Below are 18,287 nucleotides of genomic sequence, written 5' to 3'. Positions count from 1 at the left end.
GTAATCCTGCTCTCGTCTTGCGATTTTCGCAAGACGATTGCTAGCCTCGTCGTGTGTCGAGTGTTCCCGATCGTGTGCTGAGTCTGATTGAGGTCTCGGGCCTGAGCCGCCATGCCTTCGCGCTGAGGATCGGGCTCGACGACTCGAAGCTGTCCAAATCCTTGAGCGGTGCCCGCCGGTTCTCCTCGCTCGACCTCGCGCGCATGGCGGACCTGTGCCAGGTCACGGTCGACTGGCTGATCACCGGGGAGGAACCGCCGCTGGCGGTGGCGGCCAGGACCACCGGCGGTGATGCCGGCGCCGCCCTCGTCGCGGCGAAGCGGTACAGCACGTTGCGAGCGGACATGGCTTCGCTCGGCTATCCGCAACCGTGGCGACCGATGACGACGGGACTTGGTACCGGCGGATACGTCGAACAGGGGCACCGACTGGCGGAGGACGCCCTGGCGCGGGTCAGGCGGGCGGGCCGCTCGATCAGTGAAGGCGCCCTGGCGGCCTTGATCGAGGAGGTCTTCGGCGCCGATGTGGCGGTCGTCGAACTCGGCACGGGGTTCGACGGCCTGGCGGTGGCCTCCGACGACGTCAAGCTGATCCTGCTGGCCACCTCGCACGTCCCGGCGCGGCAGCGCTTCACGCTCGCTCATGAGCTCGGCCACCTGCTGGCCGGCGACGGTCAGGATGTCCACCTCGATCGGGACATCTTCGACAAGTCGCAGGCGAAGGATCCCAGCGAACTGCGAGCCAACGCCTTCGCGTCGGTCTTTCTCATGCCCGAAGGCATCCTGCGCGACGCGGTCGGGTCCACCGGCCTTACCGATGAGACCTTCGCCGTGCTTTCGTGCGAGCTGATGGTGACCCCCTCTGCGCTTGCCTATCGACTCCTGCGCCTACGGTTGATCGACGCTGGCTCCTGTGACCGTTACAAGGCGATCACCGCGGCCAGGGCCGCGAGCACGATCGGCCTTGGCGAGCAGTTCGCGCAGCGGGTCACCGAGGCCGGCACACCACGTCCGCCGGGTCTTCTCGTCCGGGATACCTACGCGGCCTACGAATCCGGCGCGGCCACGCTGCGCCCCTACGCCAATCTGCTCGAAACCGATGTCGACGATCTTCGGCGGGCACTGGAGTCGGAACACGGAACCCACGATGCGTCATGACGGAGTACCTGTTTCCGGACAACACCGTCCTGTGTAACTTCGCCGCGGTCGACCGTCTCGATCTACTCAGGTCGGTGCTCGCGGGTCGTGGGAGATGGACCGAGGCCGTCGCCTACGAAGCCGGCAGGTCGGCCGCGTACGTGCCCGCGCTGAACGGGCTGCTGACGGACGGCTGGCTCGGGACCGCGATCGAGATCGACTCGGAGCCGGACGCACGGGAGATCGAGCGAATCCGGCGCGCGGTCTTCGGCGGTACGGAGAACCGGCCGCTGAGGCACCTCGGAGAGGCGCAAACCTGTTACGTGATCACGAACTGGAGCGTGTTCGCCGGTTCCTGGTGGGTCTCGGACGACCGGGAATCGTTGCGTTACGCGCGCGCTCAACAGATCACGACTCGCGAGACGATCGACCTCGTCGGCATCGCCGTCGTCGACGGCGACATCGAGGCAGGCGAAGCCTTCACCCTGATGCGGCAGATGGCCGACCAAGGCAGACGCCTTCGACTTCCAGGTTCGGTCGCGGACCTGGCATGCTGACCACGACGCCGCACACGTCAGTCGCGCAACCCACACGCGGGATGATCCGCATGGTGCTGGGTGGTCGCTGAGCTCACCTGTTTCGGCGAACATGAGCATCACTCGCGTTTTCCGGAAAGAAGCGGCGCCGCGTGCAGGCCAGAACTCGATATCTTCAACGTCGCCGAGATCTGGAGGTTCGCTGCCAACGAGGTGTCCGAGGCCGTGTTCGAGACGAACGGCTGGTTTGTTGCCGCGTTCATGGCCGGCGGAACAGATCTGTGCCTGATTCCCCAAGGGTACCCATACTGCGACCCTGTGGCCTGCGCCTTTTCCGGCCCGTGGTCAACGGCCTGAGGCTGGCAACTGCCTGACCTGCGGTGATTCTCCGCAGGTTGGTGCCCCCGGCAGGATTCGAACCTGCGACCTGCCGCTTAGGAGGCGGACGCTCTATCCCCTGAGCTACGAGGGCGCTCTCAGCGCACAAGGGTAGCGGGTGCCGGCCGCGGGTCGGGGGGTGACTTGACATACTTAACGATGTCGTTAATAGTTTCCGGTGTGGGTACTCAATTGGACGACGTGCTCGCCGCGTTGGCTGATCCGGCCCGGCGGCGGGTTGTCGACGTGCTGCGGGTCGGGCCTCGGCGGGCCGGCGAGCTCGCCTCCTCCGTCGACATGTCGGGGCCGGCCATGAGTCGGCACCTCCGGGTGCTCCGGGCCACCGGGCTCGTCGAGGCCGCGGCGCTCGACGGGGACGCCAGGGTCCGCGTCTACCGGCTGCGGGCCGAGCCGTTCACCGCGCTCCGGGCCTGGCTCGACCAGGTCGAGGCGTTCTGGGGCGACCAGTTGGGTGCGTTCGCCGCACACGTCGACAAAGAAGGGGACGAGCGGTGACCGACGAGGCCTTCGTGACCGTCGACGTCGGGATCGAGCCCGCGGCCGCCTTCGACGTCTTCACCCGGGAGACCGGCGCCTGGTGGCGCAAGGACCGCTCCCTCTGGGGCACAGCCGGCGGCGCCATCGAGTTCGAGCCCGGCGTCGGCGGGCGGGTGCTCGACGCCGACCACGAGGTGGGACGGGTCAAGGTCTGGGAGCCCGGACCTCGCCTCGTCTTCTCCTACGGCGCCGAGCAGACCGAGGTCGAGGTGCGGTTCGAGGCGACCGACACCGGCACGCGGGTCGTGCTTCGCCACTACGGGTGGACGCCGCCCGACCCGGGGCACTGGCAGCGCGTCCTGGCGGGCTTCGCGCGGCACTCGCTCGAGCACGCACTGCTCGGCCGCCTCGGCGAGTTCCTCGACGCGATCAACGCCGACGACGTCGACTTCTTCGAGCGCAACCTCACCGACGACGCCATGCTGATCTTCCCCGGCCCGCGCAACACCTACACCAAACAACAGTGCATCGCCTCGATGGGTGACCACCCGCCCTACGTCAAGTACGACCTGTCCGAGCCGAAGATCGTCCACATCGGAGAGTCGACCGCCGTGTTGGCCCACCACGCCACCGTGATGCACACCGCGGACGGGAAGCCACGGTCCATTGTGGTCGCTACGGTCCTCGTCCAGCAGGGCGGCGCCTGGCGGATGGCACTGCACCAGTGGACCCCGGCGGACAACGAAACGGAGTGACACATGCTCGGCTACTTCGCCATCCACGTCCCGGACCCGGGCCGCGCCAAGGACTTCTACCACGCCGTCTTCGGTTGGACCTTCGCGTCCAATGGGGACTACCACCACATCGACGGCTCCTCGCCGGCCGGCGGGATCACCAAGGGCGAGCCACACACCGAGCCGCACATCGGGCCGTCGTTCGTCGTCGCGGACATCGAGCACTCCGTCGCCGAGGCACGCGAACGTGGCGGCACGGCCGGCGAGCCCACGCGGTCCGAGTCCGGCTGGAGCGCGCATGTCGAGGACGGCCGCGGCGGTGCCCTCGAGCTCTGGCAGCCCGCCGCCGGCTACCGGGACGACGACCCCGAATGCGGCATCGGCGACCTCTTCTACTTCGTCCAGCCCGTCGCCGACGACGACGCGAAGGCCTTCCACATCGCGCTGCTCGGCTGGGAGCTCACCCCCGGCACCCACGAGAACGGCTACAACATCGTCAACATCGCGCCACCGGGCGGCCTGTTCGTGAGCCGTCCCGGGCCGACCGATCTCTACTTCCAGGTCGCCGACATCGAAAACGCGGCGGACCGGATTCGCGCCGCGGGCGGCACGGCGGGACCCGCGCAGCCCAACCAGGCCGGCAGCCACGCGGCCTGCCGGGACGACCACGGCATCGCGTTCAGTATCGGCTCGCTGCACAAGAAGTGAACGCAGTAGGGTCCCCCCGCAGCGCTGCACAAGGGGAGGAGCCTGACTGTGGGTGACGGGCGGCTGGAGATCGACGGCATCTCCAAGCGATTCGGCGACGTGATCGCCTTGCGGGAAACCACATTCGACGTTCGGGCAGGAGAGCTGTTCGGCTTCGTCGGCAGCAACGGCGCGGGCAAGACCACGACGATGCGCATCGCGCTCGGGGTGCTCGCCGCAGACGCGGGCGAGGTCCGCTTCGACGGCGAGCGGGTCACCCTCGACACCCGGCGCCACATCGGCTACATGCCCGAGGAGCGCGGCCTTTACCCGAAGATGAAGGTGGGCGAGCAACTGGTTTACCTCGCGCGCCTGCACGGCTTGTCGACCGCGGCCGCCAGACAGTCCATGGAGGACTGGACCGAACGACTGGGCGTCGCCGCCCGGCGCGACGACGAGGTCCAGAAGCTCAGCCTGGGCAACCAGCAGCGTGTCCAGCTCGCCGCCGCGCTCATCCACAACCCCAGCATCCTCGTGCTCGACGAGCCGTTCTCCGGTCTCGACCCGATCGCGGTCGAGGTGATGAGCAAGGTCCTGCAGGACAAGGCATCCGCGGGCATTCCGGTCGTCTTCTCCAGCCACCAGCTCGAGCTCGTCGAGCGGCTGTGCCACCGGGTCGGCATCATCCGAAGTGGACAGATGGTGACCGTCGGCACGGTCGACGAGCTGCGCTCCGGCGGCGCCGTCGAGATGATCGTCGAAGTTCCGAACGCGCGGCTGGGCTGGGCGGCCGGGCTCGCCGGCGTCACGGTGCGCGGCCACGAGGGCGGCCGCACGGTCCTCGAGCTCGGCGACGGCGCGGACGACCAGGAGGTGCTGCGCGCGGCGCTCGCCACCGGCCCGGTCACCGAGTTCAGCCGCCGCCGGCCCTCCCTCACCGAGCTCTACCGCACCGTCGTGACGCAGGAGCAGGCGGCGTGAGCGAGCGTGCGAGCGAATCATGGGCACTGGGGCGTCAGCGAGCCTGCGAGGTGGCGGCGTGAGCGAGCTTGCGAGCGAGTCATGGGCACTGGGGCGTCAGCGAGCCTGCGAGGTGACGGCGTGAACGAGCAGCCGAATGTCCAGTTGGGAACGTGGCAGGCGGTCAGCCTCGTCGCCGGCCGTGAGATCAACACCAAGATGCGCTCCAAGGCGTTCATCATCACGACGATCGCCACGCTGGTGCTGCTCGTCGGCTTCGCACTGGTCATGAAGTCCGTCGGCGGCGGCTCGGACGCCACCGTCGGCTTCACCGAGCAGAACTCCGCGCTCGCCCAGCCGCTCAAGGCCGCCGCCGCCTCCATCGGCGAGAACCTCGACACGAAGACCGTCGACAGCGAGCGGGCCGGCCGCGACCAGGTGGCCGACGAGTCGCTCGACGCGCTGCTGGTCGGCGACGGCTCGACGGTGCGCGTCGTGGTCAAGAAGGACCTCGACGACAACCTGCGCAACTCGCTCAACGTGCTCGCGAGCCAGCTCGTGCTCAACCAGCAGATCACCGAGCTCGACGGCGACCCGGCGCAGGTCGGCCAGGCCGTCGCGAACGCGAAGGTCGACGTCGAGCCGCTCGAGGAACCGTTCCCGTACAACGGCCAGCAGCTCGTGCTGGGCATCATCGCCGGCATCCTGATCTACATGTCGCTGCTGCTCAACGGGCAGATGGTGGCCCAGGGCGTGGTCGAGGAGAAGTCCAGCCGGGTGGTCGAGCTGCTCCTGTCCACGATCCGGCCGTGGCAGCTCATGGCCGGAAAGGTGCTCGGCATCGGCCTGGTCGGGCTGGTGCAGATGGTGGTGATCGGCGGTGTCGGCATAGCCGCGGCGCTGGCGCTCGACGTGCTGACGATCTCGGTCACCGCGGCCGTCGGCACGGTCGTCTGGGTCGTGGTCTGGTACCTGCTCGGCTTCCTCATGTACTCGCTGGTGTTCGCCGGGCTCGGCGCGCTCGTGTCGCGGCAGGAGGATGTCGGCGGCGTGATCTCGCCCGCGCTGATGTTCGTGGTCGTCGGCTACGTCATCGGCATCTCGGTGCTGCCGTCCGATCCGGACAACGCGCTCGCCGGGGTGCTGTCGATCATCCCGGTGTTCGCGCCGACGCTGATGCCGATCCGGCTGGCCATGGGCGGCGTGCCGGTGTGGGAGCAGGTCGTGTCCGTCGGCCTGGTCGTGGCGCTGATCCCGGCGCTGGTCTGGCTCGCCGGCCGGATCTACGCGAACGCGGTCATGCGCAGCGGCGCGCGGGTCAAGCTCAAGGATGCCCTTCGCACGGTGTGACCTGTCACTCGCTGCGAGCAGGTAGGATCTGTCCGTGGTAGCGCTTTCAAGGCCGCCGCGTCGGAAAGCCCGCGCATGACCGCCCACTGTCGGGGAGGCGTTCGTGATCAAGGTGCTTCTCGCGGACGACGAAGATCTCGTCCGCTCAGGACTCCGCACAATACTGACCAGCGCCGGTGACATAGAGGTCGTCGCGGAGTGCGACGACGGGCTGTACGTGGCCGATCTGGCTCGCCAGCACCGTCCACACGTGGTGCTGCTCGACATCAGGATGCGGTCGGCAGACGGCATCGTCGCGCTCCGCAGGCTCCGCAGCCTGCCGGAGCCGCCGGTCGTCGCCATGCTCACCACGTTCGACGTCGACGAGTACGTCCAGGAGGCGTTGCGCATCGGCGCGAGCGGCTTCCTGCTCAAGGACACCGAGCCGGCCGTGCTGGTCAAGGCGGTGCGCGATCTCGCCCGCGGCGGTGCTGTGCTCGACCCCAAGGTCGCCGCACGGGTGCTGTCCGCGGTCGCGGACGGTGAGCGGGCCGCCGAGCCCGCGCGCCGGCTGCTGGCGTCGTTGTCCGACCGGGAGCGTGAGGTCGTCGCGCTCATCGGGCAGGGAATGTCCAATGCGGAGATCGGCAGCGCGCTGCACCTGTCCGAGGCCACGGTCAAGGGTTACGTGTCCGCCGTGCTCGGCAAGATCGGCGCGGTCAACCGGGTGCAGGCGGCGCTGGTCGCCTACCGCGGCGGCCTGATCGCCTGACCGTCCTCTTCGGAGAGCGCGAGGCTCACCCGGCGCGGCGCGGGCCCGAGGCGGTCACCGAGCACGGTCATGAGCGCGCGTAGCCCGGCGTCGAGCGCGCTGAGCTGATCGGCGTCGAGCTGGTCGAAGATGGCACGCTCGGCCTTGGCCTGCTCCGCCACGATCTGCTCGAACAGTGTTCGCCCGTCGGCGGTCAGCTCGGCGGCGAGCACCCGGCGGTCCTTGGGGTCGGCGACGCGCTCGAGCATGCCGCGCTTCTGCAGGCGGTCCAGCCTGCTGGTGACGCTGGTGGCCGGGGCGAGCGTGCCGGCGGCGAGCTGGGACGGCCGCAGCCGGTGCGGCGGGCCGACCCAGTAGAGCCGGGCGAGGATCTCGTAGTCGGCGAGCTGCAGGTCGTGCGGGGCGGAGAGGCTGGCCGCGAGGCGCTCGAGGTACTTGGCGCTGATCAGCAGGCGGTCCACGATTCGCTCCACTCGCGGGTCGATCTGGGGCACCGCCTGGACCCACTGCTCCACGAGGGCATCGGTCTCGTCCGGCACGGCCACCTCCTTTGCATTCGAATAGTACTGGATCGGATTACTTGCTACGACTTCGGACTATCCGTTAACGTCGCTTTCCTCCGGAGACGCACGAGAAAACCCTGCACTCGAGTCCGAGGAGGACTGTGATGTTGAGAAAAGCTGCTGCCGGCTTACTCGGCGCCGCCGCGCTGACCGTCGGGTTGGCGGTACCGGCGTCGGCGGCGACCGTCGACGCGTACGTGTTCGGGACCGAGGGCCAGCAGCTGATGGTGCGGTCCGGCCCGGGCACCGGCTACGGCGTCGTGGATCAGCTCGGTCCCGACCAGCATGTGACCATCTCCTGCCAGGACGACGGCGAGATGGTCGACGGCACCGGGCTGTGGGACTACCTGCCCTCGCTCGACGGCTACGCGTCGGACGCCTACCTGTACACCGGCTACGACGGGCGGCATCCCGATCTGTCCGAATGCGACGGTGCGGAACCGCCGCCGTCGTCGGACATCCGCGACCGGATCGTCGACCTCGCGTGGGGCGAGCTCGGCAACACGGACAAGAGCAGGTACGGCGCGCCGGCCGACCACGACTGGTGCCAGTACTTCGTGAACTGGGTGTGGCGCGGCGCCGGCGTCGAGGACATGAACGACACCTACTTCACCGGCGACTTCTACCACTGGGGCAAGGACCGCGGCTTGACCCGCGACGGGTGGGCGGACATCAGGGTCGGCGACGCGGTGCTGTTCGGCACCGGCCCGACGCACGCGGACACCGGCCGGCACGTCGCCGTCGTGATCGAGACCCACGCGGACGGCTCGTTCACCACGATCGACGGCAACTACACCCGCAACGGCGTCAACGCGGTGCACAAGGTCGGCCCGACCTACCCGTGGGCCGCGCACCCGCCGGAGCCGGAGAACGTCTACGCCGTCGTGTCGCCGCCCGGCGGTGCCCGGTGATCGCGCGTAGGGCCCTGCTCGCCGTCGCGATCGCGGCCCTGGTCGCTGCCGGCGTGGTCGCGCCCGCCTGGGCCGCCGGCCTGGTGACCGCTCCGGTCTGGGACACCGGCGGGGAGCCGCTGTTCGTCCGGTCCGGTCCGGGTACGGGACACGAGGTCGTCGGTCAGCTCGCGGAGGGCACCGAGGTCGGGATCGAGTGCCAGACCGAGGGCACGGTGGTCGACGGGACCGCGTTGTGGGACTACCTGCCGGACCACGGGGGCTATGTCTCCGACCGCTACCTCTACACCGGCTACGACGGGCGGCATCCCGATCTGTCCGAATGCGACGGTGCGGAACCGCCGCCGCCGTCCGGTGACATCCGGGACCGGATCGTGGACATCGCCGCGGGTGAGCTGGGCAGCACCGATGGCTGGTCCTACCATCCCGGCCAGGGCGACCCGTCGGACGCGTGGTGCCAGTACTTCGTGAACTGGGTGTGGCGGGCCGCCGGCGTGCTGGACATGTTCGGCGCCAACGGGTTCACCGGTGACTTCTACCACTGGGCCGTGGACCGCGGCCTGGTTCGGGACGGCTACGCGGGAATCACCGCCGGCGACGCGGTGCTGTTCGGGACCGGTCCGTCCGACCCCGGCACCTCGCTGCACGTCGGCATCGTGGTGGCGGTGCACGGCGACGGGAGCATCGAGACGATCGACGGGAACTACGCGAGCTCGGTGGCCCGGGTCGGCCCGTTCCTTCCCGGAAACGCGACGACCCACGAGCCGGGCGACGTCTACGCGGTCGTGTCGCCGACGCCCCTGTCCGAGACACCCGCGGAGCCGCCGGCCGACCCGCCGGCCGAGCTCACCGTGAACGGAAACCGGCTCACCGAAGCGGAAGCGGCGAACGTGCGCTGGATCGCCGACAACACCGTGCCCCGGATCGGTGGCGACCTCGACGCGGCCGCGTCGGTGACCTGGTGGTCGCTGAAGGAGGGCGTGCTGGGGCTGGACAACCCGCACGAGTTCTCCCACTGCGACAACCGGCGGCTCGGCCCGCTGGAGTCGTGCGCGCCCGAATGTTGTTGGCAGGTCGGCATCTCCGCGGTGCAGGAGCCGACCTTCGACCTGGCGAGAACGACCGAGACGGCCGAGCGGCTGTACCCGGGCAGGTCGGCCGACGAGGTGCTCGCGCACACGGCGACCTACGCCGGCTACCCGCCCGGCACGCCGGGGTACGACGCGATCGTCAACTCGACCGGCGCGTTCCGCAACTCGTGGCTGCTGCGCAACCACGGTGTCGGGTTCGTGCTCAACGCGCCCCAGGTCGAGGCCGAGTGCGTGGTGGACAGCCTCAGCTGGTGCTACGGCACCGGGTGGGACACCACCGCGAGGTACGCGCCGACCAAGGCCGCGGCCCTGCGCTCGATCGACGACCTGCGGGCCATCCTGGCCGATCTCGTCTAGTGTCCCGTGACCATGGCCTCCTTACGCCCGCTGCGGCCCACGCGGCCGCTGGCGGCGTTGTCGGAAGGCCCGAATACAACCCGGTATGCGCGGCCTCCCTCCGCCTTGCCATCGACCACGTGGATCCACAGCGGACTGCAAGGAACCAGGATCACGGGACACTAGGTCGCTTGACCTCCAGCATGGTCGAGGTCCCATGATGGGGTCATGCGAGTTGTTCAGGTGGTCGAGTTCGGTGGTCCGTCCGTCCTCCGGGTGGCCGACGTGCCGGATCCGGAGGCAGGCGCGGGGCAGGTGGTGATCGATGTCGCCGTGGCGGACGTGCTCTTCGTCGACACCCAGATCCGGGCGGGCTGGGGTCGCGAGTGGTTCCCCGTCTCGCCGCCTTACGTGCCGGGTAACGGCGTGGCCGGCACGGTCGCCTCCGTCGGGTCCGATGTGGACGAAGAGTGGGTCGGCCGCAAGGTCGTCGCGCGGGTCGGGGGCTACGTGGGCGCGATCCAGGTGCCGACCGGAGGCTACGCCGAGCGCGCCGTGGCGGATGCCGGTGAGCTCGTCGCGGTGCCCGGCGGGCTCGGACTGCCGGCGGCGATCACGTTCCTGCACGACGGTGCGACCGCGGCCGACCTGCTCGACCATGCGGCGATCGCCGAGGGCGACCGCGTGCTGGTCAACGCCGCAGGCGGGAGCCTCGGCTCGTTGCTCGTGCCGCTCGCGAGGGCGGCCGGCGCGCGGGTGGTCGGCGCGGCGCGCGGTGAGCGGAAGCTGGCGCTGGTGCGGTCGTGGGGAGCCGAGGCGGTCGACTACGGCGAGCCCGGCTGGGCGGACCGGGTGCGCGAGATCACCGGCGGCGTCGACGTCGTGTTCGACGGCACCGGCGGCGCGGCGGGCCGCGCGGCGTTCGAGGTCGCGGTTCCTGGTGCGCGGTTCCTGGCCTACGGGGCGGCGAGCGGCGGGTTCGCCGAGGTCGCGCCGGACGACGCGGCGCGCAAGGGGGTGCGGCTGATCGGCATGGGCGACCTGGGCCGCGACCCGGCCGCGACCCGCGACGCCCTGCGTCGGCTGCTCGACGACGCGGCGGAAGGGCGGATCACCCCGGTGATCGGCCAGACATTCCCGCTGGAGAAGGCCGCCGACGCGCACACCGCCATCGACGAGCGGCGCACCGTCGGCAAGACGCTCCTGCTGGTGGGCTGACCCCGGGCCGGGTGCGGACGTTCGCCGCCCGGGTGTGCTCGCGATCTCGCCTACGAGGCATCCTGGCGCCCCATCGCCGCTCTCGGGTGCCCGGCTCGATCGTCCCGCGCGTGGTGGGGCACGCAACCGGCTTTCGTGGATCACCGTGCGTTACTCGGTGGCCTTGGGATACGCCGTGCTCGCGTACGTGACCCACACGATCTTGTGGTCGGGATCTGGGCAATACCAAACTCGGCCGGCTGAGGTGACCTCGTACTGCCACTGCTCAAGTGACTGGCCCTTGACCTCGCGACGCCCGAACGTGCCACGCAGCCGATGTTGTCTACCTGGGTTCTCCGGACTGGTGGGCCGTGAAGTCAGGACGATCCACGCCTCCCAGGTGTTGGACCGAGCGGCCTGGCACAGTTCCTCCCAGCCTTTCGCGGCCTCGTTGGTGGCGAATCGCGTTTCCCAACCGTCTGGGCGACGAGGCGGTGCAACCCGATCTCCGCGCTTGGCCGGCATCCGTCAGTCGTCCATCGGATTGGGAACCGGTCCGAGGTCCTCGTCGATGGCGCCGGTGAGGTTGCGTGCCAGCTCCGGGTCGGCGTGGACGATCGCCGTGCTGCGCCACTCCCGGAGTGTCTGTTCCAGCGGGGACCACTCGCCGAGCTCGGCGGACGCTTGGAAGGCACGGGAGAAGTCGACGACGAACTGTTCCCGATCTGCCGCGGGCAGAATCTCCACCCAGGGAAACTCGTCGACGAGTGACCGCGCGGCGGCCTCCCGCGCCTCGCGGGGGAGGTGGGCGAGCAGGCTGCGCAGGGCGCGGGCCGCGTGGATCGCTCCCTCGGCCGAGGTGGCTGCGCGATCCACCCGAGTGAGCAGCAACGCGGCGCCGTCCCGACGCCGCACATGCACGTCGCCCCGATCGGCGAGCGCGGCGACGCTCTTGGGGTCTCGTTGCAGCTCGCTCCACTGCACCTCAGTCGTCATGGCTCTATTCTGAACTTTTTCAGAAGTCCACGCAACCGGTGTTGGTAAACCCGGGCGCGCTGCGACCTGTCGGCGAGATTGAACCGACGCCCAGGTGTCGTGGTTGAGGCGCAGGGCAACACCGGTGGCCGCGCTCGTAGGCCGACAGCGTCGTGCGCGAGGTCCGGCCCCGGCGAGCTAGCTGGTCCTGGCTCATGCCGCTCGCCAGACGGGCCTGTGTGCTGACGCGGCTGGCCAAGATCGACGAGGTCAAGAAGCTGGCCGGCTCGATTCAGAAGAACGCGGTGAAGGTCGACCGGGAGTGCACCGGCATCAGCGCCGGCATTCACCGGCTGCTCGACCAGGCGCTGGTCTCCCTCGCCGGGGCCGACACCACGGGCGAAGGTGGAATCGTGGTCGGCGAGAGTCACGACGGCGCCGCCTGAGATCGGGGAGACCGTCCGGGGGTCTCCCTGAGATCTCCCGAACATGTTCCGGTCAGAGTTCGCCTACCTGGGTGGTGCCGTCCGGTGAGTCGCGCCACTGGTCGAACGGGCGGTCGAGGTGCCAGCGGTCGCCGTCGTGCTCGAGGCGGCGGAAGGCGCAGTGCTCGGGGTTGGACAGCGACTCGAACAGGTCGATGCTCCAGGAGAACATCCGCCGGCAGAGCAGCCGCATCGTGAGCCCGTGCGAGACGACCAGCACGGTCGACGGGTGCCGCGCGTCCTTGGCGATGCGCAGCTCCAGCTCGTTGAGGAAGCTCGCGACGCGGTCGTCGACGTCCGCGCCGGACTCGCCGTGCTCGAGCCGGTAGAAGAAGTGGCCGAACTCGTGCCGCTTGCGCTTCTGCACCTCCTGCTCGAGCGGGTCCTGGAGGTTGCCCCAGTCCTGCTCGCGCAGCCGCGGCTCGGGCACGGTCCGCTCCAGCCGGTCGCCGATGTCGAGCAGCGCCAGGGTGCGCACCGCCCGCACGTAGGGGCTGACGTAGGCCGCGGCCGGCTCCGCCAGCAGGTCACGTATCGACTGGCCGGCCTTGCGGGCCTGGACCTCGCCGCGCGGCGTGAGCGGCAGCGCGTGGTCGGGCGTGCGCGTGTACGCCAGCTCGTCGATGTTGCCCAGGCTCTCCGCGTGCCGCAGCAGGATGATCCGCACGACGCCATGGTGCCCGGTCCCGTGCTATTACAGTCTCAGCGCCGACCGAGACGAGGAGTGTCACATGATCAAGTACATCGCGCTGTACAAGCCGCCGGCCGATCCCGAGGCGTTCGACAAGGCGTACTTCGAGACGCACAAGCCGCTCATCGACAAGGTGCCCGGCCTCATCCGTCAGGAGCTCGCCAAGGTCCAGCGCGTGTTCGTGCCCGGGATGCTCGGCGACGCGCAGCCGTACCTGATCGCCGAGCTGTACTTCGAGTCCAAGGACGCGATGAAGGCCGCGTTCACCTCGCCGGAGTGGCAGGTCTCCGGCGCCAACCTCACCGAGATCGGCGGCATGGAGCTCGTGTCGATGTTCTCCGCCGAGGTGGTCGAGTGAGTGCTCCTGTCACCGCCGCGGTCGTCGGCGGCGGCACGATGGGCGCCGGCATCGCGCACGTGCTGCTCGCCGCCGGCAGCCGGGTCACCGTGGCCGAGGCGTCGGCCGAACGCGCCGGCGCCGCGCGCGAGGCCGTCGCCGCCTCGCTGCGCAAGGCGCAGGACCGGGGGAAGATCGAGCGGACCGCGGACGAGCTGCTCGCTCACTTGTCCATTGTGGACACGCTGGCCGGCCTGCCGCCGGCCGCCGAGCTGGTCGTCGAGGCGGTCCCCGAGGACATCGACCTCAAGCGGCGGGTCCTCGGCGAGGTGGCCGTGACCTGCGTGAACGCCGTACTCGCGTCCAACACGTCGTCGCTGTCGATCACGGCGCTCGCCGAAGGGCTGCCCGGCGAGCGGGTCGTCGGCATGCACTTCTTCAACCCCGTGCCCGTCCAGGCGCTGGTCGAGCTGGTCACCCACGACGGTCTGCCGGCCGGCACGCTCGCCACCGTCCGCGGCTACGCCGAGGCACTCGGCAAGACCGTCATCGAGGTGCGCGACTCGCCCGGGTTCGCGACGTCCCGGCTCGGCGTGGCGGTCGGGCTCGAGGCGATCCGCATGGTCGAGGAGGGCGTCGCGTCGCCGGAGGACATCGACACCGGCATGCGGCTGGGCTACGGCTGGCCGATGGGGCCGCTGCGGTTGACCGACCTCGTCGGCCTCGACGTGCGGCTGTCGATCGCGGCGCATCTCGAGCGCGAGCTCGGCCCGCGGTTCACCCCGCCGGAGCTGCTGCGGACCAAGGTGGCGCGCGGCGAGCTCGGTCGCAAGACCGGCCGGGGCTTCTTCGACTGGTCGTAGAGGGACAGACATGATCGTTCGGCCGCACCGGACCGAAGACGACGAGGACATCTACCGCCTCGCCCGCCTGGCGTTCGGCGGGCCACGCGAGCCGGAGCCGGCCAGCCTCTGGTCGCACCGGCCGACCGGCTGGCACGGGCTGGTCGCCGAGGACGGCGGCCGGCTCGTCGGTTGTGTCAAGGTGCGTGACTACGCGCAGTTCTTCGGCGGGTCGGCGGTGTCGATGGGCGGCATCGCGTCGGTGGCCGTCGACCCGCACGCCCGAGGGCACGGCGTCGCGACGGCGCTGCTGGACGCGGTGTTGCCGGTGATGCGCGAGCGTGGGCAGGTGATCTCGGCGCTGTACCCGTCGGCGCCGCCGCTGTACCGCGGCCTCGGCTGGGAGCAGGCCGGTGACTACCAGCGGGTGCGGTTGCGGCCGGAGCTGTTCGCGCTGCTGCCGAAGCCCGCGTCGCGCCTGGTTCTCAAGCGGGCCGGGACGCAGGACCTGCCCGCGCTGCACGACGCCTACCTGACCTTCGCGTCCACAGTGGACGGAATGCTGGACCGGTCGACCGCGGCGTTCGAGCTGGAACGCCTTCTGGAGGTGGACATCGTCGAGGTCGCGCCCGGTCCGGACGGCACCGTGCGCGGCTACCTGAGCGCCGACCGGCCCGAGGGCGAGAAGCTGATCATCTACGACCTCGTCGCGCTGGACCGGGAGACCGGGCTCGGGCTGCTGGCGAACCTGGGGCGCTGGGCCGGGATCATGACCGAGGTCTCGCTGCGGATCGTCGACCCGGCGTGGTGGCAGCTGCTGATGACGATGCCGGTGCTGCACGACGTGATGAACCATCCGTGGATGCTGCGGGTGGTCGACCTGCCCGCGGCGGTCGCGGCCCGCGGGTGGCCGGCGGCGCGGTACGTGTCGGGCACGGTCGACATCGAGGTGGTCGACGAGCACGCGCCTTGGCAGGCAGGCTCGTACCGCCTGGTCGCCGACGGCGGGAAGGTCGTCTGCGAACCGGGCGGCACCGGCGCGGTCCGGCTCGCGGCCCGGGCGCTGGGCCCCTGGTACGCGGGCTCGGCGGACACGGCGATGCTGCACCGCGCCGGACTGATCACCGGCGACCTGGCGGCCGCGCGCCTGCTGGACCTGCTGACCGGCGCCCCGCACCCGGTCCGGATGGCCGACTCGTTCTGACCCGCGGGCTTTGCCGGAGAGGGACGCCGTTCACGGGGTCGGCCGGCCTGTCACGGATGTTCGGCGGGTCCCGGCTTCCGCACCCGGCGTACGGCATCGAGCAGATGTCTGGTGAGGGGATGCCCGCGCCCCAGTACCCGTTCCGCGGTGGTGGCCGTCTGCTCCAACAGCGTGGCGGCTTCGTCCAGCCGGCCCGGCACCCGGTAGCCGCCGCCGGCGTCTCCGACCCGGCCGACGACGCCGAGGTGGTTGTGCTGTGTCGAGCGAAATCGTGATCTCGGTGGGCTTTCGCAGGTCATGGTGGCTGTGGGGGTTTCGGGCGGTTCGCCGGGTGTGGCCGGCGCCACCCTTCTCAGGCGCGTCTCAGCAGCGGGGGTGACACTGACCGCATGCGCATCCTCGTTGTCGACGACGACCGGGCCGTCCGCGAGTCGCTGCGGCGCTCGCTGCAGTTCAACGGCTACCAGGTCGAGCTGGCCACCGACGGCCAGCAGGCAATCGACTCGATCGCGTCGGCCCGCCCCGACGCGATGGTGCTCGACGTGATGATGCCGAGGGTCGACGGGCTCGAGGTGTGTCGCCGCCTCCGCGGCACCGGCGACGACCTGCCCATCCTCGTCCTCACCGCGCGCGACACGGTGTCCGACCGGGTCGCCGGCCTCGACGCCGGCGCCGACGACTACCTCCCCAAGCCGTTCGCGCTCGAGGAGCTCCTCGCCCGGCTGCGCGCTCTCCTTCGCCGCCGCACCTTCGACGTCACCGGCCCCGCCCCGCAGACGCTCAGCTTCGCCGGCCTCGAGCTCGACCCCGGCACCCGCGACGTCCGCCGCGGCGAGCGCCCGATCAGCCTCACCCGCACCGAGTTCGCGCTGCTCGAACTGCTTCTCGCCCACCCCAAGCAGGTTCTCACCCGCAGCCGCATCCTCGAGGAGGTCTGGGGCTACGACTTCCCGACCTCCGGCAACGCCCTCGAGGTCTACATCGGATACCTGCGCCGCAAGACCGAGGCCGAGGACGAGCCGCGGCTGATCCACACCGTGCGCGGCATCGGCTACGTGCTGCGGGAGACGCCTCCGTGATCCTGACGGTCGGCGGGCGGCGGCGGATGTCGCTGCGCGCCAGGGTGACGTGGCTCGCGGCCAGCTGCGTCGCCGGTGCGGTGGCCGTCGTGTCCCTCGGCGCCTACCTCACCGTCCGGGAGAACCTCTACGACCAGGTCGACGCCACCCTCGGGCAGAAGGCGGCCAACGTCGTCAACTCCCCCCTCATCGCGGAGTTCGAGGGCCAGGCGATCCCGGCGGCGCTCCTGTCGCTCACCGACGTCCAGTTCGCACTGGTCGACAGCAACGGCACGCCGATCAACAACATCACCTACCACTCGCCGCCGATCGGCCACGACGAGCTGGCGGTGGCCACAGGCGACAAGCCCAACAGCATCCGCACCGACCGGTCGACCGGCACCCGGGTGCTCGCGGTGCCCTACCGCGACCTGGGCGCGCTCGTGCTCGCGCAGTCACTGCAGCCCACCAAGGACCAGCTCGCCGACCTTTCGCTGGTCCTGCTGCTGATCGGCGGCGCCGGGGTGGTGGTCTCCGCACTCGCCGGCACCGCGGTCGCGCGCACCGGGCTTCGTCCGGTGCAGCGGCTGACCCGCGCCACCGAGCGGGTCGCGCAGACCGGTGACCTGCGGCCCATCCAGGTCGAGGGCGACGACGAGCTGGTCCGGCTGTCGCACAGCTTCAACCAGATGCTCGCCGCCGTCGCCTACGCGCAGGACCGGCAGCGTCAGCTCGTCGCCGACGCCGGGCACGAGCTGCGCACCCCGCTGACCTCCTTGCGTACCAACCTGGAGCTGCTGCTCTCCGCGGAGCGGCCGAACAGCCCTCAACTGTCCGATGAGGACAAGGTGGAGATCCACGACGACCTGCGTGCCCAGCTCGGCGAGCTGACCCAGCTGATCGGCGACCTGGTCGAGCTCGCGCGCGAGGACGCGCCGCAGCTGACCCGCGAGCGCATCGACATGGTCGACATCGTCGAGCAGGCGCTCGCCCGAGCCCGCCGGCGCGCCGGTGACGTGACGTTCGAGACCGACCTGCAGCCGTGGTACCTGCTCGGCGAGCCGGCCGTGCTGGAGCGCGCGGTGCTGAACCTGCTGGACAACGCGGTGAAGTTCAGCCCACCGGAGGGGACCGTGCGGGTCGACCTGCGGCATGCCGGGCACGGGTACGCGTTCCTGCAGGTCGCCGACGCAGGGCCGGGCATCACCGACGCCGACCTGCCGTACGTGTTCGACCGCTTCTACCGCTCCGACGAGGCACGGACGCTTCCCGGTTCGGGGCTGGGCCTCGCGATCGTGAAGAGTGCCGCGCAACGGCACGGTGGCGCGGTGTACGCCGGGCGTTCGGCCGACGGCGGGGCGCTGATGGCGATCCGGCTGCCGGGAACGCCGGACGCCTCGCTGGGCTGAACTCATCGGGTCTCCATAGGTTTGTCTCAGGACGTTCTCAGGACCGTGGCGCAAGGTGGACAACATGACCGAGGACAACCGGGAACCGACCCCTCCCGAGGAGCCGGCCGAGCAGGTCGAGCCGGAGCGGCCGGAGTGGTCCGATGCCACCCCGGCGG

At 70.3% G+C, this 18,287-nt stretch carries 23 protein-coding genes and 1 tRNA gene; 18 read left to right on the top strand and 6 right to left on the bottom strand.

Annotated features, from left to right (window positions below):
* Positions 1-53: 53 nt before the first annotated feature.
* From GEV28_RS24730 to GEV28_RS24720, 3 genes are all read left to right on the top strand, one after another.
* A complete protein-coding gene (locus tag GEV28_RS24730) occupies positions 54-1,157 on the top strand; it encodes an XRE family transcriptional regulator (protein ID WP_291414594.1) in 1,104 nt (367 codons plus the stop codon).
* A gap of 140 nt (positions 1,158-1,297) precedes the next feature.
* Positions 1,298-1,693: a hypothetical protein gene (locus GEV28_RS24725; RefSeq protein WP_291414592.1), complete on the top strand. Its 396-nt coding sequence runs from the start codon at positions 1,298-1,300 to the stop codon at positions 1,691-1,693.
* Positions 1,694-1,753: 60 nt separating this feature from the next.
* Positions 1,754-2,029 (top strand): hypothetical protein, encoded by a 276-nt coding sequence (locus GEV28_RS24720; protein ID WP_291414590.1) that lies wholly within the window; start codon positions 1,754-1,756, stop codon positions 2,027-2,029.
* A 39-nt stretch (positions 2,030-2,068) separates the two neighbouring features.
* Here the strand turns inward: GEV28_RS24720 and GEV28_RS24715 are convergent.
* Positions 2,069-2,144, bottom strand: a tRNA-Arg gene (locus tag GEV28_RS24715).
* Positions 2,145-2,230: 86 nt separating this feature from the next.
* Here GEV28_RS24715 and GEV28_RS24710 point away from each other — a divergent pair.
* The 6 genes from GEV28_RS24710 (at position 2,231) to GEV28_RS24685 (ending at position 7,030) form a co-directional block, all read left to right on the top strand.
* Positions 2,231-2,566 carry a helix-turn-helix transcriptional regulator gene (locus tag GEV28_RS24710; RefSeq protein ID WP_291414589.1) on the top strand — a complete coding sequence of 112 codons (336 nt, stop codon included), beginning with the start codon at positions 2,231-2,233 and terminating at the stop codon, positions 2,564-2,566.
* Positions 2,563-3,303 carry a DUF4440 domain-containing protein gene (locus tag GEV28_RS24705; protein WP_291414588.1) on the top strand — a complete coding sequence of 247 codons (741 nt, stop codon included), beginning with the start codon at positions 2,563-2,565 and terminating at the stop codon, positions 3,301-3,303. Before GEV28_RS24710 ends, GEV28_RS24705 begins: the two co-directional genes overlap by 4 nt.
* A 3-nt stretch (positions 3,304-3,306) precedes the next feature.
* The gene (locus GEV28_RS24700) at positions 3,307-3,990 is read left to right on the top strand and encodes a VOC family protein (protein ID WP_291414587.1); all 684 of its coding nucleotides are present in this window, start codon (positions 3,307-3,309) and stop codon (positions 3,988-3,990) included.
* Positions 3,991-4,038: 48 nt separating this feature from the next.
* Complete coding sequence (locus tag GEV28_RS24695; protein ID WP_291414586.1) at positions 4,039-4,950, top strand: ABC transporter ATP-binding protein; 912 nt, start codon at positions 4,039-4,041, stop codon at positions 4,948-4,950.
* A 120-nt stretch (positions 4,951-5,070) separates the two neighbouring features.
* Positions 5,071-6,279 (top strand): ABC transporter permease, encoded by a 1,209-nt coding sequence (locus GEV28_RS24690; protein WP_291414584.1) that lies wholly within the window; start codon positions 5,071-5,073, stop codon positions 6,277-6,279.
* 103 nt (positions 6,280-6,382) lie between these two features.
* The gene (locus GEV28_RS24685) at positions 6,383-7,030 is read left to right on the top strand and encodes a response regulator transcription factor (protein ID WP_291414582.1); all 648 of its coding nucleotides are present in this window, start codon (positions 6,383-6,385) and stop codon (positions 7,028-7,030) included.
* Here GEV28_RS24685 and GEV28_RS24680 read toward each other — a convergent pair.
* The gene (locus tag GEV28_RS24680) at positions 7,006-7,569 is read right to left on the bottom strand and encodes a MarR family transcriptional regulator (protein ID WP_291414580.1); all 564 of its coding nucleotides are present in this window, start codon (positions 7,567-7,569) and stop codon (positions 7,006-7,008) included. The two genes, GEV28_RS24685 and GEV28_RS24680, sit on opposite strands and share 25 nt — an antisense overlap.
* Positions 7,570-7,697: 128 nt before the next feature.
* Here GEV28_RS24680 and GEV28_RS24675 point away from each other — a divergent pair, with 128 nt between their 5' ends.
* The 3 genes from GEV28_RS24675 (at position 7,698) to GEV28_RS24665 (ending at position 11,149) form a co-directional block, all read left to right on the top strand.
* On the top strand, positions 7,698-8,504 hold the full coding sequence (locus GEV28_RS24675) for a CHAP domain-containing protein (RefSeq protein WP_291414578.1): 807 nt from the start codon (positions 7,698-7,700) through the stop codon (positions 8,502-8,504).
* A complete protein-coding gene (locus GEV28_RS24670) occupies positions 8,501-9,952 on the top strand; it encodes a CHAP domain-containing protein (protein WP_291414576.1) in 1,452 nt (483 codons plus the stop codon). Before GEV28_RS24675 ends, GEV28_RS24670 begins: the two co-directional genes overlap by 4 nt.
* A gap of 207 nt (positions 9,953-10,159) precedes the next feature.
* A complete protein-coding gene (locus GEV28_RS24665) occupies positions 10,160-11,149 on the top strand; it encodes a zinc-binding dehydrogenase (protein ID WP_291414575.1) in 990 nt (329 codons plus the stop codon).
* 507 nt (positions 11,150-11,656) lie between these two features.
* On the opposite strand, the gene GEV28_RS24660 is transcribed toward GEV28_RS24665, so the two are convergent.
* Both GEV28_RS24660 and GEV28_RS42505 read right to left on the bottom strand, forming a co-directional pair.
* Positions 11,657-12,124: a DUF6247 family protein gene (locus GEV28_RS24660; protein WP_291414573.1), complete on the bottom strand. Its 468-nt coding sequence runs from the start codon at positions 12,122-12,124 to the stop codon at positions 11,657-11,659.
* Between the two features lie 19 nt (positions 12,125-12,143).
* Positions 12,144-12,362 (bottom strand): helix-turn-helix domain-containing protein, encoded by a 219-nt coding sequence (locus GEV28_RS42505; RefSeq protein ID WP_367115173.1) that lies wholly within the window; start codon positions 12,360-12,362, stop codon positions 12,144-12,146.
* On the opposite strand from GEV28_RS42505, the gene GEV28_RS24655 reads away from it, so the two are divergent.
* A complete protein-coding gene (locus GEV28_RS24655; protein ID WP_291414572.1) occupies positions 12,343-12,549 on the top strand; it encodes a hypothetical protein in 207 nt (68 codons plus the stop codon). The genes GEV28_RS42505 and GEV28_RS24655 overlap by 20 nt on opposite strands.
* Before the next feature lie 52 nt (positions 12,550-12,601).
* On the opposite strand, the gene GEV28_RS24650 is transcribed toward GEV28_RS24655, so the two are convergent.
* Entirely contained in the window at positions 12,602-13,255 is a 654-nt protein-coding gene (locus GEV28_RS24650; RefSeq protein ID WP_291414571.1) for a histidine phosphatase family protein, read from the bottom strand.
* Positions 13,256-13,319: 64 nt separating this feature from the next.
* On the opposite strand from GEV28_RS24650, the gene GEV28_RS24645 reads away from it, so the two are divergent.
* Genes GEV28_RS24645 through eis form a run of 3 tightly spaced genes read left to right on the top strand, consistent with a single transcriptional unit; the run spans position 13,320 to position 15,662 of the window.
* A complete protein-coding gene (locus tag GEV28_RS24645; RefSeq protein ID WP_291414570.1) occupies positions 13,320-13,637 on the top strand; it encodes an EthD family reductase in 318 nt (105 codons plus the stop codon).
* Positions 13,634-14,479 (top strand): 3-hydroxyacyl-CoA dehydrogenase family protein, encoded by an 846-nt coding sequence (locus GEV28_RS24640; RefSeq protein ID WP_291414569.1) that lies wholly within the window; start codon positions 13,634-13,636, stop codon positions 14,477-14,479. Before GEV28_RS24645 ends, GEV28_RS24640 begins: the two co-directional genes overlap by 4 nt.
* A gap of 10 nt (positions 14,480-14,489) precedes the next feature.
* Positions 14,490-15,662 (top strand): GNAT family N-acetyltransferase, encoded by a 1,173-nt coding sequence (gene eis / locus GEV28_RS24635; RefSeq protein ID WP_291414568.1) that lies wholly within the window; start codon positions 14,490-14,492, stop codon positions 15,660-15,662.
* Between the two features lie 50 nt (positions 15,663-15,712).
* On the opposite strand, the gene GEV28_RS24630 is transcribed toward eis, so the two are convergent.
* Positions 15,713-15,961, bottom strand: a complete 249-nt coding sequence (locus tag GEV28_RS24630; RefSeq protein ID WP_291414567.1) for a tetratricopeptide repeat protein — start codon at positions 15,959-15,961, stop codon at positions 15,713-15,715.
* Between the two features lie 90 nt (positions 15,962-16,051).
* Here GEV28_RS24630 and GEV28_RS24625 point away from each other — a divergent pair, with 90 nt between their 5' ends.
* Positions 16,052-16,741 (top strand): response regulator transcription factor, encoded by a 690-nt coding sequence (locus GEV28_RS24625; protein ID WP_291414565.1) that lies wholly within the window; start codon positions 16,052-16,054, stop codon positions 16,739-16,741.
* Between the two features lie 26 nt (positions 16,742-16,767).
* Complete coding sequence (locus GEV28_RS24620; protein ID WP_291414605.1) at positions 16,768-18,129, top strand: HAMP domain-containing sensor histidine kinase; 1,362 nt, start codon at positions 16,768-16,770, stop codon at positions 18,127-18,129.
* The last annotated feature ends 158 nt before the right edge of the window (positions 18,130-18,287 follow it).

This window comes from Actinophytocola sp., assembly GCF_009379765.1.
Classification (GTDB): Bacteria; Actinomycetota; Actinomycetes; order Mycobacteriales; family Pseudonocardiaceae; genus Actinophytocola.
This window is presented reverse-complemented; position numbering and strand designations above follow the sequence as displayed.

Bases quoted from the DNA above. Each gene is read 5' to 3' on its own strand.
- GEV28_RS24665 (WP_291414575.1), top strand. From the start codon at position 10,160: ATGCGAGTTGTTCAGGTGGTCGAGTTCGGTGGTCCGTCCGTCCTCCGG.
- GEV28_RS24625 (WP_291414565.1), top strand. From the start codon at position 16,052: ATGCGCATCCTCGTTGTCGACGACGACCGGGCCGTCCGCGAGTCGCTG.
- eis (WP_291414568.1), top strand. From the start codon at position 14,490: ATGATCGTTCGGCCGCACCGGACCGAAGACGACGAGGACATCTACCGC.
- GEV28_RS24620 (WP_291414605.1), top strand. From the start codon at position 16,768: ATGTCGCTGCGCGCCAGGGTGACGTGGCTCGCGGCCAGCTGCGTCGCC.
- GEV28_RS24700 (WP_291414587.1), top strand. From the start codon at position 3,307: ATGCTCGGCTACTTCGCCATCCACGTCCCGGACCCGGGCCGCGCCAAG.
- GEV28_RS24630 (WP_291414567.1), bottom strand. From the start codon at position 15,961: ATGACCTGCGAAAGCCCACCGAGATCACGATTTCGCTCGACACAGCAC.
- GEV28_RS24645 (WP_291414570.1), top strand. From the start codon at position 13,320: ATGATCAAGTACATCGCGCTGTACAAGCCGCCGGCCGATCCCGAGGCG.
- GEV28_RS24675 (WP_291414578.1), top strand. From the start codon at position 7,698: ATGTTGAGAAAAGCTGCTGCCGGCTTACTCGGCGCCGCCGCGCTGACC.
- GEV28_RS24660 (WP_291414573.1), bottom strand. From the start codon at position 12,124: ATGACGACTGAGGTGCAGTGGAGCGAGCTGCAACGAGACCCCAAGAGC.